Origin of the sequence: Achromobacter seleniivolatilans, assembly GCF_030864005.1 — a bacterium.
In the GTDB taxonomy this organism is placed as follows: Bacteria; Pseudomonadota; Gammaproteobacteria; order Burkholderiales; family Burkholderiaceae_B; genus Achromobacter; species Achromobacter seleniivolatilans.
Map to the genome: position 1 here is coordinate 2,429,137 of NZ_CP132976.1, position 15,280 is coordinate 2,444,416.

Sequence of the window (15,280 nt, forward strand, 5' to 3'; positions counted from 1 at the left end):
TCAATACTTGAAGCTTACGCGCGCCCAGATGGTGCGTCCGGGTTCGTTGACGGCGGTGTTGGCGGAAAAGCCAAACCCCGCGTCACCGGCCAGATTCAAGTGTTCGCTGTAGGTCTTGTTGAACAGGTTATCCACGCCAACGGAGAGACGCACCTGTTTATTGACCGCGTATCCGCCGTTAATGGAGAAGACGCCAAAGCCAGCGCTGGGGCCAAAATCCTTGCCCACCACATTGCCTTCGTTAAGCGCATAGCGCTTTTGCGCGGCAACAATGCGCCACAAAGCGCCCGCCGACCAGATGCCGTCATCGTAGGCCGCGCTGAGTTTGGCCTCCAGCGGCGGAATCTGCGGCAACGCCCGGCCGTCGCTGCGGTTCTGTCCCCACGCGTAGGCCAGCGTGGCGCCGAGCTTCCAGCTGGGCGCCAGTTTGTAAGACGCACCCAGTTCCCCGCCGGCGATCCTGGCGTTGATGTTGGTCGCTTGGGAAGCCGGCCCCATCATGCCGCCAGACGTGTAATTGAACAAAATGAAATCGTTGACGTAACCCGCGTAACCCGAGAACCACGCGTCCACCGTTTCTGTTTTGTATTGAGCGCCAAAGTCCAGCTGCGTGGTCTTCTCGGGCTTGACGCCTTTGAATGCGTTGACGGAACCGGTGGGGCCGCTGCCTGGCGAAAAGAGTTCCCAGTAGTCTGGGAAACGCTCGACATGCCCCAGGCCGACGTACACGGTGGCTGGGATTGCAGCCAGGTCTTTCTCATAGCGCAGAAAGCCGCTAGGCAGTGTGTCGTTGCGCCGCTGCCCAGCTGTCGGGTTCGGCATGGGCATCATCATGGCGCCATCGTCCTGGCGAAAGTCTTTGGCTGAAGCCCAGTCCACCCGCGCTCCGCCAATCACGCGGCTGTCTTCTGCCGCACGCCACGTCAACTCGCCAAACAAGCCGGTATTGGCCAAGTCTGCGTCTTTGACCCAACTCTGCGTACGATACGAGATCGTATCCGTACCACTGCGGGAACGATGCCGGCTTTGCTGGAAATCAAGGCCAGTCACCAAGCTGACTTTCTCGGCAAGATCCCAGGTCGCCGCAAAGCGGCCGCCCCAGGTGGCGCGATCCACGTCTGCGGCCATCGCCATCGGCATCGCGCTCTGCGGGTCCGGCGCTCGCAGCGTGAAGTTGTCCATGACATGATCGGCGTAGTTGTAGTAGAGCTGCACCTCTACTTTGTTCAACACCGTCCCTATGTTGCGCTTCTCAAACCGCAGACCAAAACTCTCGCGCTTGAACTGCGACCCGTCCATGCCTCGGCCCGCATAACGCGCCTCGCCATCCCCCGTGCCCGCCGTCAACTCGTAGAGCGTGTTGGCGTCGGGCGTGAAGCCCAGCGTGACATCCGCGTTCCACTTGTCCCAGCGCGAGGGCACCGTGTTGCCGTCGCCGTCCTTGTAGTCCTGGGAATGCGAGTGGTTGGCCGTGACGCGGGTATAGACCTTGTCGTTGCCGATGGTCAGATCGGCGTTCTGGTCGTTGCGGCCAAACGAGCCGCCAACAAGACTGCCATCAAACCGCACGCCAGCCTCGGTGAATTGCGGGGTATCACGGTCAAACCTGACCGTGCCAGCAGAAGCGCCCGGCCCCCACAGCACCGTCTGCGGCCCCTTGATGACAGTCAGTTGGTCGAAGTTTTCGGGTGAAATATAAGAACTGGGCGCGTCCATCCGGGCTGGGCAGGCGCCAGGCATGGACGTCCCGTTGGTCAGGATGTTCAAGCGCGAGCCGAACATGCCACGCAGGACAGGATCGCCGTTAGTGCCGCCATTGCGAACCGCCGAGAAACCGGGAATTGTCTTCAAGTAATCCGTGCCGTCGCTCGCTGGCAAAGGTTGCCGCGGGATCTTGGGATCGGTGGTAAAGGTTAGCGGCGCGCTGGGCGCTACGCCGGTGATCACGACAGGATCGGTGATCGCAATCCCGTTCGCACCGGTGGCTTGCGACCAGACGGGGAACGACGCTGCCATAGCAGCCGCCAGGCAGCTCAAGCGCAGAAAAGCATGTTGCATAGACATATGAGGCTTCAATCTTGAATGGGGTGCGTGCGCAATCCATGGACCGCTCCAGCCCGTCAGGGGCGAGCGTTGCCAAAGCTGCGTGCGCGGATGCAGAGGGACCGCAGCGCTTGACCCAAAAAGCGGTCAGCGCGCTTGCGTATCGATAGCCTTGCGGGGAAACGTCAAGCGGAGGTGGGCGGTGCGCGCGTTCGCTGCTGCAATCGAGCAAGCACGCTGGAGAATGGGGTTGCAACTGCCAGAGGCGGCACGACATGCGTCGCAGCCGGCAGGAACCAGGCAAGAATGAATATTTCGGTATTGGCCACGCTGCTCAACATGGCGCAGCCGGCCGTACAACAATGTGGCAACGCGCCGCTATGTTGCTGCGCGTCTTGCCCTTTGCTTTCGACATCCAGCGTCACGACGCGCGGGCCGCTTGCCGTACAGATGATGGTGGTTGCCGCGCCTGTGCCGGAAGCAAGGCCGGCAGCGGCCACCGCAGAAGATGCGATCAACGCCTGAAAGACGAACAGGAGCATCGCGGCGAACGCGACCCATCGTCTATTGGCATTGGCACATGCGTACATTCGTGTCCCTGTATCGGCGCAAATGCTAACACGGGAAGCAGATCAGATTGCAGGCAAAACAAGGGCATCAGCGGGCACGATGATCCGCGTCAATAGCCTTGGCGCCGTCCATTGCCGCCCGAGACAAGACGAGTCTGCACAGGCTCTCGCCTTGCCTCGGGCGGAGTATTCCTAGAACGGCACTGCCAGTTTCAAGGCCCCTGAATGGCTGTTGCCTTGCGAGGCAAACTCACCGTCGTACTGCAAGCGGAAATCAACGCCTTGGACGTTAAGGACCTGGATACCTGCCCCGACGCGGCCAATGACGTTGGCCGTTGGCATGTTCGAGGTGAACTTGCCGGCGTCTTCTGCTGCGCCATCCAGGCGGGCTTTGCTCTTCCACCCGTCTTCCGACAGGAACGAAACGCCTGCGTAGGCAAATGGCCGCATGACGGCGCCCTTGGGCAGGTTTACGCGTCCGCCGATTTCCAGCGTTGGAGCCAAGCCCAACACAAACTGCTCGCTGGCGTCGACCTTCAAACGCAGGACATCGCCCGATTCGCTATAGGCGGGCATGCGTGAGTAGGTGGCAGTCAGGTCGGCATACGGTTTGAGGTAGAAGTTGCCTTGATCAAAGGTGCGTGCGGCGCGAAGACGAGCCCCAAAACTGTACACGCCAGGGCTGCTCTTGGCCTCTTTATCGAAGGTTTCGATGTTGAGGTTTCGGGTCAGATCATAGGAGCCATAGCCGCCACCCAAAGCGCCAGAGAATGTCCAGGCGCCAGCTTGACGCTTCAGAACAACCCCCGCGTAACCCGAGCCGCCGGTGCCACTGACGCGGCGGTCATCTCCATACAAGCGCGTGTTCTGGTAGGCCACCGAGCCGCCCAGATACCAGTTAGGCGCAACCTCGCGCTGTCCGCCAAACTGGTAGGTCTGGCTGTCGTACGAGAAGCCTGACGAGCCGCTGCCGGCGTCCTGGTTGGTGCGCCTTGCTGAGAATTCGCCCCAGAAGCAATTCTGCTCTTGAGTCAGCATTCCGCCATCGACAAATGTGGGGCAAGACATCATGGCATTGGAAAAGCGCGCCATGCCAAACTGCATCTGCGCGGCGGGCGCCAGAGCCACGCCCGGAGAAAGATCTGTCACCCGGTCGCGATACGCGCCCGCGCCCTGCCTGGACGCGTTATCAAGCACGGCGTACAACTGCGACAAGGCCGCCGAGCCGCCTTGATCCCAAGTGCGCTGCAAGTGCCCGGCAACACTGGCCTGGTTACGCCGCAACTGCATTGCGCTGGCGTTAAAGCTAGCGCCTGCCACTCGCACGTGGGTCGTGTTGCCGGCTTGGCGCGTTTCGTAATCGAAAATAGGCGAGTCGAACGCGGTCAATGACCCGGACTGCACGCCGTTGACCGTCAGAACGGCCAATTCGCGGTTGGGCATGAGCGCGCGCGGCGCGATCAACAACTGGCCGTCAAGACGGGCCGTGCCATTGACGACCAGAGCGTCTGACTGCAAGGTGTTGAAGTCTGCGCCCGCCTGCAAGATGCCTGTAGAGGTCTGCGTCAGCGAACCGGTCAGTGTGGTGGTGGCGTAGCGGGTGCGCGCGATGCTCGAGCCAAGTGCCTCGTCGCCGCCCAGCGTGATCAACCCGCTGTTGACAAGATCGCCGCGGAATTCAGCGCCCGCGACGTAGTTACCCGCGTTGTTCATCTGACCGCCGTTCAGGTCGACGGAGCCCGACACTGTGCCGCTGTTGGTCACGCCAAGCGCAGCGCCTGTCGCCAAAATGGCGGTGCCTCCATGGCCAGACACGGAACCTGTCTGGTCGACCACGAGCGTACTCGGTGCTTTGCTGTCGACCCACAGGCCCGCGCCCGAAGTTGCCGTGCCGCCCGCCACAAAACCCGACACCTGCACGGATACGCCTTTATTGGAGTTGGCGCTTTGCGCAAAAATACCGACGCCATTGACGCCGCCCGCTGCGACGACACCGCTTTGGGCGACATTGACGTTGACGGTACCTACGCCCCACGTTAAGTCCCATTGATCCACACCCGCGCCCGCATAGACGGTTTGCCCATCCGGAGTCAGCACCAGGCCGCCGCTTCCGCTCACACTTTGCGCCAGGATGCCGATTGCCCCGGGCCCGGTTACGGAAATCAAACCATTGGCCGTGACGTTCACGGCGCCGCCAGACCCAAAACCGGCGGTAATCATGCCGCTCTGGGTTTGGTCCACGGTCAGCTTTGCGGCGGTGCCGGGCAGGCCGATAATGCCGCCGCCGCCTCCTACCGACTGTGCGATCACGCCATGGGCGCCCGTGCCGGTCGTGAAGATCTGACTTTGCTGCGCGAGGTTGACGTTCACCGCGCCGCCCTGATTGGGCGAAAGCGAGCTTACGCCAGCGCCCACTACTGATGTCACGATCCCCTGGGGCCGCTGCTGATTCTGCGAGTTGATGGCCATCCCGCCCGCGCCGCCCACGCTCTGCGCGATGATGCCGTAGGCATTGTTGCCCGCCGTCGAGATCATCAGGCCGCTGGTGTCATTGACGGTAATTGCGCCGCCATTGCCCTGGCTTGCGTTGACGGTGCCGCCCACCTTGATCTGGAACGAAGGGATCGTGTCGTCGGCCGCGCTGATTCTCAGGCTGGTGCCCGCGCCAGCAAAGCCGCCACCGCCGCCCACTGACTGAAGCACCGCGCCAAACCCGGCTTCGCCGGAAGTGGAAATCACTGTGGGAGTGCCGCTGGTGCTGAGGCTGACCGCGCCGCCCGAGCCGCCGCCACCGCCTGTCGCGCCATAGGCTACCCCCAAGGCCAGCGTCCCAACAAAGCCGTCAGACCCGCTCGCGCCATGGCCGCCGCCACCGCCCACACTCTGCGCGAAAATCCCGGCGCCCGCGAAGCCTTGCGTCGATATGGCGCCGCCGTTCAGCGCGGTGGCCACGGCGCCGCCATCGGCGCCGAAGCCCCCAGCGCCGCCCAGCGACAGGTTGGTATTCAGATCAAAGACCGCCGGGTCAATCCATCCTGTGCCAGTGGCGAATGCGGTGCCGCCTTTGCCGCCACCGCCGCCCACGCTTTGCGCAAACATGCCAGCGGACCAATCACCAACGGTCTGAATCGTCGCGCCCGAGCCAAGCGTCAGGCCCACCGCGCCCCCGGTATTACCGGACCCGCCTGCGCCGCCAAACGACAGGGACGCATCGAAATGAAAGGTGCCGCTGCCTTTGCCCTTCTGGATGAAGCTTGCGATATTTTTGGCCACGTCGCTGGCGGCAGCGCGGGCATTGAGCGAGGCAAGGATGGGATTGTCGAAAGAGGCATCCGCGCCGGCCGAACCGCCCTGCCCGCCGCCGCCGCCGATGGACTGCGCCTGCACACCGGGCGCGTCGGCGCCGTTGGTAACGATCGCGCCATCAACAGCCACAGTGACGGCCCCGCCGTGACCGCCCGCCGCACCTTGATTGCCGAACTTGATCGACAGGTTTCCGCCTACGTGGGAGGTCGCTCCGGTGACGGTGAACGACCCGCCTTGGGCCGCCCCGCCACCGCCGCCGATGCTTTGCGCCAGCACGCCGATAGCGCCGGAGCCCCATGTTTGCACCACGCCCGCTGGCATGACCTGCACTCCGACGGTGCCGCCGTTGCCGCCTCCCGCACCGGTACCGCCCAAAGCCAACGACGGCGAAACATTGGTTCCGGTGCCAAAGTTCTGCGTGTTGGTACTACCAAAACCCGCATTACCGCCACCGCCGCCGATGGATTGCGCGGTTATGCCGTTAGCGTAGTCGCCGTAGGTCGTAATGTTGCTGCTTGGCCCCGAGGCCGCATCGGCGGTAAAGGCCGCTAGTCCATTCGACACGTTGATCAAACCGCCCACGGCCGACCAGACCGAGCCGCCATTGCCGCCCGCACCGCCGCCCGCCCCAAGCGCGAAAGACGTGTCCACGGACACCGATGTCCCGCCTTCGATCTCGCCGTAGCCCAGTGATGCCGCCAGCGAGGACGAGTCGCCGCCCGCGCCGCCGCCGCCGCCGATGCTCTGGATCAGCACCCCGTGCGAGCCTTGCCCCGCCGTTGTGATCTTGGCGCCTTGAGCGGTAGCGAACGTGACGTAATTACCATCACCCGCGATCCCGCCCTGGCCGCCCAGCGAAACCGCCGCCGAAATAGAGAGCTGCGTTCCATTCGGCGTGATCGGTATTGAGATGGCAGCGGCCTCGGCCGTGGCGTTGCCGCCTAGCCCGCCGCCGCCGCCAATACTCTGGATGACCGCCCCAAATGCATCTACAGGCAGAAGGTTGGTAGGGGCGCATGGCTGCGTAGCGCACCCGGTGCCTGTCAGTCCTGGCACTTGGCCCGTGGCGATGCTGCTGGCAACCAGTTGCGCGCTGACCACTCCGCCATTGCCTCCGGTACCGCCTTGCCCGCCCACGGCCACGGCGCCACTGATGCCTGGGCTGACGGAAGTTCCAAAGGCCCGGCCCCCCGTGCCACCGCCGCCGCCGATAGACTGCCCGACGATGCCAGCCGCCTTCGTTCCCTGCGTGACTATCTTGCTATTGCCGAGGTTGATGCTCACGCCATTACCCGAGCCGCCGCCGCCCGCAGTCTGGCCGAGCGCACTTGACGAGAAGATGCCCAGGCTACCGGCATTGCCGGCATTGCCGCCCCCGCCACCGATGGATTGGGCTACAAAACCATAGGCGTTGTCGCCCGCTGTCTGAATCAGAAAGGACTCAAGACTGGCAGCGACAGCGCCGCCATAGCCGCCCTTGCCGCCGGTGCCTCCAATACTGACCTTGCCTTGGGACGCGCCGCCCGCGCCCCCTCCGCCACCGATAGACTGTGCCAGTACGCCAATCGCGGAGACGCCGCTGGTGCTGATCGATCCCGATGACAAGCCGTTGATATTGATCGTGTTGCCATTGGAGAGCGACGGATTCGACGTGCTGTCGCCACCCAGCGAATAACCCAGCCCGGACGCGCTGCCTGCCACGCCGCCGCTCCCGCCAATCGATTGGGCGACGATGCCTACCGCCACATCGCCAGCCGTAACGATCTGACCCGAGGTCGACACGAAGACTGTCCCCGCCGCGCCGCCCTCTCCGCCCGAGCCGCCCTTGCTGAAAATAACGCCCGAATTCGCGCCCCCGGCGCCACCGCCGCCGGCAAGCGATTGCGCAAGTATGCCGATCGCATCGGTGCCGCCTGTTGTGATGCGGGCTGCGTTATTGACGGTGACGGCGCCGGAGCTGCCGCCAGCGCCGCCTTGGCCCGCCGATCCGCTCGTCTGTCCATCGGCATAACCTGCAATGCCGCCCGAACCGCTGGCCGTCTGGGCAACGATACCCAGCGCGCCCTGTCCTTGCGTGGAAATGGATGTAGCCGCATCGGTAGTCAACGTGATGTTTCCCGCCGAGCCCCCATTGCCGCCGTTCGAACCCAGCGCCACCGTTTGTGTGCTGCTACCGCCCGCCCCGCCGTCGTTGCCAAGATTCTGCGCAAGAACGCCAAACGCAGAGCTGCCTTGAGTCGCGATGCGGGTGCCTTGCAGCGTCACCGTCATCGCGCCAGTACTGCCGCCCGTGCCGCCGTTGCCGCCCTGGCCGCCGCCGATGGTGCCGGTCAGGATGCCGCCATCAGCACCCAGACCGCCTTCCAGCGCGGCATACACCCCATGAGATTGCGCACCGGTCGTAGTGATGGTGATCGGCAAAGCCGCACTGCCATTCAATTGGACGCTCAGGCTTCCGGCATTGCCGCCCGCCCCGCCATTGCCAGCGTTGCTGCCGCCTATACCAAGGCCGTCGCCGCCGTAGGCGCCGCCGGCGCCCCCCGCGCCGCCTTGCTGCAAGGTTTGGATGGCGGCCGAATTGTCGCCGGTCGTCGACAGTGAAATTGCCACGCTGGACGCCTGCACCGACAGGCTCGCATCCCCGGCGATTCCGCCGCTTCCGCCGTGGCGGTCGTGATAACTGCCCGTATTGAACTGCCCAGCACCCGCGCCGCCCTGCGCCCACAGGCGCAATGCAGGGAGCTTGTCGCCCGTCGTGATGACGCTGGTGTCAGTGTTGTTGATCTGTACGGAAGCTTGGGACGGCAGCGCCCCAGCATTGATGGCGCCTGCATTGCCCGCGTTGCCGCCTAGCACGTCGTCTTCGTCGGCCAAGCCGTTGCCGCCATTGCCGCCCAGAACAATAGCGGCAACGCCAGCGCCAGCAGCTGGCGGCGTTCCGGACTGGTTGACCTTGACGGACCCGCCGGTCAGCAGCGTGACGACCGCGCTGCCTGCGTTCCCGCCCGCACCGCCATTGCCCAGCCCATTCGAGAGTGCATCGCCGCCGTTGCCACCTTTGGACTGGGCCAGGATGCCGTACACGCCAGCATCGTTGCCCGAGCTGTTATTGGCCCAGGTCCAGTTCACCAGCACTTGGCCGCTGTTCTGAAGCGACACATTGCCCGAACCCCCGCCGTAGTTGCTGCCGCCGTCGTATTGATCAGCGCCGTTCCCGCCGTTGCTGGAAGCCTGGATGCCCGCAAAGCGGGCCGTCCCCATGAGGTTGACGTTAACGCTGCCGGAATTATTGACCCGGGCCCCCGCAGACTGACCGCCAGGGCCATAGGGGTTATGGTCGTCATTGGTTCCTGCGCCCGCGCCGCCCTGGCTCAAGGCCGCAATTGCTGCCCCGCCTGCCGCCGTAACGGTGGACAGCTGCGACATGTCGACCGACGCTGAATTGGTCAACGAGACGATCCCGTTGGTTCCCGCGTTGCCGCCGCCCCCTCCGTGTTTGTCATCGCTAGAAGAGGCCGCATCGCCGCCCCGCATCTGAGCCAATACGCCGTAGATGGGACCATTCGTGATGACGTAGTTCGCGCTTAGAACGATGCTGCCGCTGTTGTTGACCGTGAGGCTACCCGCACTGCCACCGTTCAAGTCACCGCTGGGGTTGCCGGCTGCGCCTTCGGCCAACACCGACAAGCCCGCCGTGAAACCCGCCGTCACTCCCGCGCTGATATTCATGCCGGTCGTGACGGACATCTGCGGAACGGGTGAATTCTGGCCGGCAGGCGGCTGCACCACGACGGGGCTCCAGTACGAACCCGTCAGGTTGCAACTAAGACCGTTGCCCCCCGGTGGGCAAGTGAGCGCGGCCTGGGCGGAAGCCACGCTGCTCAACAAAGCACCCGCAATCGCTGCGGCAAGTTGGTTCGGGCGGGGGGAAAACACGCGGTACGACATGCGGCTACATCCTGGGTCAACAGAAACTACGGACTGAGCCAGCGTACGAAGCGATCAATCCGCCACGCCATGATGTAACCGGCCCGCAAAAGACAAAACCGTCTCCCCTTGAGCCTGATTGCCAGGCGGAATTGGGTGACGGGTCAAAAGTAAGGTCGGACAGTACTGGTTAACGGTCTACAGGACATCGGACTTTAGTCGTAGGCCGTGGATACCCCGCTAGGCCGTCAAAACCCGAACCCCCCATAAGAAAACCAGTATCCATCCATCAAGAAATAGAATTTTTTACTTATGGCGCTGACCCACAATTGCCTCAACTCGCCGTACGGGAGACAGGCGAGGCCAGCAAAAACATAAGAGGATGACGATGGAATCGGTGTATCTGGTAGTTGCCCTGGGCGCGATCGTCGCCGGCTTCGTGCAAGGTTTGTCGGGCTTTGCGTTCGGGCTGGTGGCGATGTCTTTCTGGGCCTGGGCGCTGGAGCCGCGGCTGGCTGCGACGCTGGCGGTCTTTGGCGCGCTGGTGGGTCAGATTCTGGCGGCTGTCACGGTACGGCGTGGTTTCGATCGAAAGCAATTGCTGCCTTTTGTGATCGGCGGCCTTGCTGGCATTCCGCTCGGCGTGGCCGTATTGCCCCATTTGGACATGGACTGGTTCAAGGCGCTTTTGGGAATTTTGCTGATCGTCTGGTGCCCCGCCATGTTGCTGGCCAAGAACCTGCCAAAGATCACGGCGGGCGGACGCGTGGCCGACGGCGCGGCAGGTTTTGCAGGCGGCGTGCTGGGCGGCATTGGCGGGTTTTCGGGCACCTTGCCCACGCTGTGGTGCACGCTACGCGGCTTTGAAAAAGACAAGCAGCGCGCCATCATCCAGAACTTCAATCTGTCCATGTTGATGGTGACGATGGGCACCTACCTGGCGACCGGCATCGTGACACGCGACATGCTTCCGATGTTCGCCATCGTGGCGCCGGCGATGCTGGTGCCCACGCTGCTCGGGGCCAAGCTCTACATCGGCATCAGCGAGGCGCGCTTCCGGCAGATAGTTTTGAGCCTGCTGACGGCGTCGGGCCTGGCGCTTTTGGCCTCTTCTGTTCCACGCTTGCTGGAACGCATGGCCTGATGCCGCGGTTCAGACGCAATCTGATCAAGCGCTTTCTTTTTCCGTATTCATCAGGAAGCGCTCCAGACCAGCCACCAATGCAAGCGGCGTTTCGTTCATCGGATAGTGGCCTGCGTTTTCCAGAACCTGAACGGTCGCTCGCGGATAGCGCTGCAAGTACGTCTCGCTCATCAGTTTCAGATTGAAGACCGGATCATGTTCTCCAATGAAAATAGCCATTGGATGATCGCTTGCAATCTCATGGCGAAAATCCGTATCAGCCCACGCGCGAAAATACGCAGCGAATGCGTCCTTCGATGAACACGCCTCTGAATAGGCCGCTTTCCATTCGACCCAGGACCTCGGCAAACGGTTGCCCGTACTACGGTCGATGATGGCCGCGCGGTGGTCATGCCGCTGGGCCGCGCCATCAAATAATGCGCGCCTCTCTTTGTCGAACGCAATGCCGCCGCACGGGACAGGCGCGAGAGGGATTAACGCACGAACACGCTCAGGAGCGCGCGCAGCGACTTTTTCGATCGCCATGCCGCCCATCGAGTGGCCAATCAGGCTGAATGTTTGGAATTCAAGCGCGTCGGCAAGGGCAAGCGTGTCGGCGGCGATTTCATCGATTGTGTATTCGCCGCTGGCTTCTTTCATACCGCCGTATCCGCGGTAGTCCATGAAGACATAGCTGAACTCGTCCTGCGACAGCCATGGTTCGATGGGCTGGAATGCCCGCGCATCACCAAACCAGCCATGCAGCACCAGGACAGGATGGGGCCCCTGCCCCACCCGATGAAATGTATTGGGCATATCAACTCCGAAACGCCACCACGATGGGACAGGCGACTGCGATTGGCTTGGCTTTCAACGAAGGGCCAAGAGTCAGTCGAAGCGCCACGCGTTGCATCGTATAAAGGGCAAGACCAGCCCGCCTTCGACAACAGGTCAATAATTGTAGAATTCAGGCCATGCGTAATACCCTGCTTGATCCCTACGAGGACATTCCCCGCGATGTCGTCGTCACCATGAATGACTATCCGGCTGGCTCGACGTTCCCCTTGCATGCGCATCGGCGCGGGCAATTCGCCTTCGCGTCTTGCGGCGCGATCAGCGTGTCGACAGCCGCAGGCAACTGGCTCGTGCCGCCGCAACGCGCCTGTTGGCTGCCAGCAGGCGTTACGCACGAAATGACCATGAGCGGTTCGGTAACCATGCTGAATGCGTTCGTCTCAGACCAGGCCGTGCGCATGGCGGGGCTGCCGGTGCATTGCGGCGTGTATGCGGTCTCGCCCTTGCTCAAGCAACTGTTAAACGATGCCGTGGATCTGCCGGCCTTGTACGACGATGAGGGGCGCGCCGGGAAGTTGATGGCCTTGCTTGTGGCGGAGATCGCCACAATGCCGCAGCTATCGCTGAACGCGCCCTTGCCCGCCGACCCGCGTCTTGCACGCATCTGCCAGCGTCTGTTCGCAGAGCCGTCGATCGCCGTTGATGTGGATGACGCCGCCGCAGAAGCAGGAATGAGCCGGCGCACGTTTACGCGCTTGTTTCGAACGCAGTCCGGCGTAGGGTTTGGTGAGTGGCGGCGGCAGGTCTGTCTAATGGCGGCGATTGAACGCCTGAGCGCGGGGCAGCCCGTTACCCGGGTGGCGCTGGACCTCGGCTACGCCAGTCCCAGCGCCTTTGCAGCCGCATTTCGCCGCGTGCTGGGCGAAACGCCCAGTCAATACGTGGAAGCCACGCATCGGGTTGAGCTAGCCGGAAAGCCCCCCAGGCCCGAGCGCCACGCTTAGAACGGAATCGCCAGCTTCACGTACAGCTGCGAGCCTTCCGGCCGATTTTTCACCTTGAATTCCTGCTGCCATTTGGCGGTGAACAGCCAGCCCTTGTCGTTCAGATACCGGACGGATGGCCCCAAGCCAAACGCGCGCGCGCGCCCGGCCGCGCTGTTCGGGCCGTTGTCATCCGTCACCTGCTGGAACGCATGGCCGCCTACCCCCAGCACCCAGCCTTTGCCCACGCCCCAACCCAGCGCGTAGTCCGCGTGTATCGCCTGGCCGGAACGGGTGTCGGTAGCCGAGTTGCGGAAGTTGAAGTCATACATCAGCTTCAGATCGGCATTGAAGCCATCCGGGCTGATCCTGCTGAGCGCGAACACCGGTTGCGCCGTCCAATAGTTCTTGCCCAGGCTGGACGGATCATTGCGGTTGTATTCGCCCGTGGGCGCATACATGTCCAGACCCACCACATAGTGCAGCGTTGGCGACACGTGATACCCCAGCGCCACGCCAAGCGTCATGTCGCCCAGGCCGGTGCTGCGGTAGCGCTCGCCCGCTGCTTTGAACGTAACGTCCAGCAGCGGCGCAATGGCATGAAAGGCCAATTGCCCGCCCATCACCTGTTGCTCCGTCACCCAGATCAGGCGCGGCGCCAGCACGTTGACATCCACTTTGAAACCGGGCACTGGCACGCGTTCGCCATCATTGCCGCGCAGCGTGTCATAACGGGCGCCGCCACCGTAGACCAGCATATGCACGCCGGGCGGCGGCAGCGCGCCCGACATGAAGTTCTCCAGGCCATCCGGGTAGATGCCCAGCCCGCCACCCTCGGTGGCCGAAGCCCCCGCGCTGGCCAGCGCCAATGCCACGGCACAGGCCAGCCGCCGGCGTTCAAGGTGTCTGCTCATGTTCCGCTCCTGCCCCGCTGGGGCGCCAGATGTTGCGCGACGAGATAGCCGGAGCCGCCGCCCAGGCCGGGGCCTGGATGGGTACTGGCCCCGATGTGGAAAAGATTGCGCAGCGGCGTCCGGTGGCCGCGCGCGCCCTGGCTGCCCGCGAAGGGGCGCAGCCAAAAAAACTGATCGGGCGAACACACGCCCGAATACGGATCGCCGCCAACCAGGTTGCAGTTCATCCCTTCAAGATCGGCGGGTGAATAGCTACGGCGGCCAACGATGCGCTGCGCCAGACCCGGCATGACGGATTCCAGTCGCGCCTGCACGCGGTCTGCAACGGCTTCGCGCAGGGCCGCGTTCCAGCGTCCGTCTTCAGGCACTGAAATCTGGCCTGCGGCATCGCCTTTGACGCGCACCGGCAGTTCCTGCATTTGCACCCACAGAATCCATCCACCGGCCGGAGCGCGCGAAGTATCCACGGCAACAGGCTGACCGATAGCAAGCGTGGGGCGAGCCGGCAACAGGCCATTGTTGGCCTCCGTGACCGACGCGCAGACTTGCTCCATGCTTTCGGTCAGATGCACCAGCGGCACGTGACGCAGTTCGGGCGTCAACCAATCGGGCGGCGCGTTCAGGGCGAAGTGAATCTGCATGCCGCCGCGCCCATAGCGGTAGGCTGCGGCGCGCTGGCGCACGGGCGCGGGCGCATCGGGCAGCAAGTGTCCGTACAACTGGCCCGGCGTCACATTGCAGACCACTGCGTCGGCCGCGTGGTATTCACGTCCGGCTGCCACCACGCCCACCGCGCGGCGCCGACGTCCTTCGCCTTGCGTCAGAATGCGTTCAACCGGCGTGCTGGTCAGCAAACGGCCGCCGTGGCGTTCAATCACTTTTGCCAACGCCGCCACGATGCCGCTGCCGCCGCCTTTCACGACCGGCATGCCGCCCGCCACCACCGCCGCGAAGGTCAGCTTGCCGATCAAGGCAGAGCAGGCATCGTCTGGACCCAGCCCGGTATGCAGCACCCACGGCGCAATCATCGCGCGCGCCGCATCCGACTGAAGCTCGCGCTCGGCCCAGCGGCGAAACGGCTCCATCGAAGCGGCCGCAAAAGCGGCCAAGCCGTCCATGCCCCGTTTGCGCCACTCTTTGAACAAGAGCTTGAACATGCCCGCGCCATAGGGGTTTTGCCCCAGCAGCCCAAAGGTCAGCGCCGCGTCATTGCCGAACAGGCGCTGCGCCATGGCGGCAAACGCCGCGCCGTCGCCCGGCGCCCAGGCGTCCAACCGGCTGGCGGTATCTTGCAGATCTTGAGTAAGGGCCAGGCCGGAACCATCGGGCAAGACCAAGCCCGTTGTATAGCCGCACTGCATGAATTCCAGCCCGGCTTCGGCAAGCGCGGGCTTGAGCGCCGCGTAGGCCGGGCTGCCGACAAACAGCGGATACCAGCAGGACAGCACATCGTGGCGATAGCCAGGAAACAGTTCTTCGGTGCGTATACATCCGCCCAGGCGGTCGTTGCGCTCCAGCACCAATACCGATTTTCCGCGCTGCGCCAACAGTGCGGCGCAGACCAGCGAATTCATGCCGCTGCCGACGATGATGACCTGCGCATCTGATGGCTTGGCCATC

General features: G+C 63.5%; 8 protein-coding genes. 2 read left to right on the plus strand and 6 right to left on the minus strand.

Annotated features, from left to right (window positions below; genetic code table 11):
* The 3 genes from RAS12_RS10720 to RAS12_RS10730 form a co-directional block, all read right to left on the minus strand.
* Window positions 1-2,064, minus strand: coding sequence for a TonB-dependent copper receptor (locus RAS12_RS10720; RefSeq protein ID WP_306948101.1), 2,064 nt, complete (start codon window positions 2,062-2,064; stop codon window positions 1-3).
* Window positions 2,065-2,228: 164 nt separating this feature from the next.
* Window positions 2,229-2,633, minus strand: coding sequence for a DUF2946 family protein (locus RAS12_RS10725; RefSeq protein ID WP_371321271.1), 405 nt, complete (start codon window positions 2,631-2,633; stop codon window positions 2,229-2,231).
* Window positions 2,634-2,804: 171 nt separating this feature from the next.
* The gene (locus RAS12_RS10730) at window positions 2,805-9,866 is read right to left on the minus strand and encodes an autotransporter outer membrane beta-barrel domain-containing protein (protein WP_306948105.1); all 7,062 of its coding nucleotides are present in this window, start codon (window positions 9,864-9,866) and stop codon (window positions 2,805-2,807) included.
* Window positions 9,867-10,233: 367 nt separating this feature from the next.
* On the opposite strand from RAS12_RS10730, the gene RAS12_RS10735 reads away from it, so the two are divergent.
* A complete protein-coding gene (locus RAS12_RS10735) occupies window positions 10,234-10,989 on the plus strand; it encodes a sulfite exporter TauE/SafE family protein (protein ID WP_306951410.1) in 756 nt (251 codons plus the stop codon).
* Between the two features lie 24 nt (window positions 10,990-11,013).
* Here the strand turns inward: RAS12_RS10735 and RAS12_RS10740 are convergent, their stop codons facing one another.
* Complete coding sequence (locus tag RAS12_RS10740) at window positions 11,014-11,784, minus strand: alpha/beta fold hydrolase (RefSeq protein WP_306948107.1); 771 nt, start codon at window positions 11,782-11,784, stop codon at window positions 11,014-11,016.
* 158 nt (window positions 11,785-11,942) lie between these two features.
* Between RAS12_RS10740 and RAS12_RS10745 the strand changes: the two genes are divergently transcribed.
* Complete coding sequence (locus tag RAS12_RS10745; RefSeq protein ID WP_306948109.1) at window positions 11,943-12,767, plus strand: AraC family transcriptional regulator; 825 nt, start codon at window positions 11,943-11,945, stop codon at window positions 12,765-12,767.
* Here RAS12_RS10745 and RAS12_RS10750 read toward each other — a convergent pair.
* Together RAS12_RS10750 and RAS12_RS10755 are read right to left on the minus strand one after the other, a co-directional pair.
* Window positions 12,764-13,660 carry a SphA family protein gene (locus tag RAS12_RS10750; protein WP_306948111.1) on the minus strand — a complete coding sequence of 299 codons (897 nt, stop codon included), beginning with the start codon at window positions 13,658-13,660 and terminating at the stop codon, window positions 12,764-12,766. The genes RAS12_RS10745 and RAS12_RS10750 overlap by 4 nt on opposite strands.
* Window positions 13,657-15,279 (minus strand): phytoene desaturase family protein, encoded by a 1,623-nt coding sequence (locus tag RAS12_RS10755; RefSeq protein ID WP_306948113.1) that lies wholly within the window; start codon window positions 15,277-15,279, stop codon window positions 13,657-13,659. The genes RAS12_RS10750 and RAS12_RS10755 overlap by 4 nt, the downstream gene beginning before the upstream one ends.
* Window position 15,280 lies beyond the last annotated feature (1 nt).

Coding starts and splice junctions, on each gene's coding strand:
- RAS12_RS10720 (WP_306948101.1), bottom strand. CDS start 2,064: ATGTCTATGCAACATGCTTTTCTGCGCTTGAGCTGCCTGGCGGCTGCT.
- RAS12_RS10725 (WP_371321271.1), bottom strand. CDS start 2,633: ATGTACGCATGTGCCAATGCCAATAGACGATGGGTCGCGTTCGCCGCG.
- RAS12_RS10730 (WP_306948105.1), bottom strand. CDS start 9,866: ATGTCGTACCGCGTGTTTTCCCCCCGCCCGAACCAACTTGCCGCAGCG.
- RAS12_RS10735 (WP_306951410.1), top strand. CDS start 10,234: ATGGAATCGGTGTATCTGGTAGTTGCCCTGGGCGCGATCGTCGCCGGC.
- RAS12_RS10740 (WP_306948107.1), bottom strand. CDS start 11,784: ATGCCCAATACATTTCATCGGGTGGGGCAGGGGCCCCATCCTGTCCTG.
- RAS12_RS10745 (WP_306948109.1), top strand. CDS start 11,943: ATGCGTAATACCCTGCTTGATCCCTACGAGGACATTCCCCGCGATGTC.
- RAS12_RS10750 (WP_306948111.1), bottom strand. CDS start 13,660: ATGAGCAGACACCTTGAACGCCGGCGGCTGGCCTGTGCCGTGGCATTG.
- RAS12_RS10755 (WP_306948113.1), bottom strand. CDS start 15,279: ATGGCCAAGCCATCAGATGCGCAGGTCATCATCGTCGGCAGCGGCATG.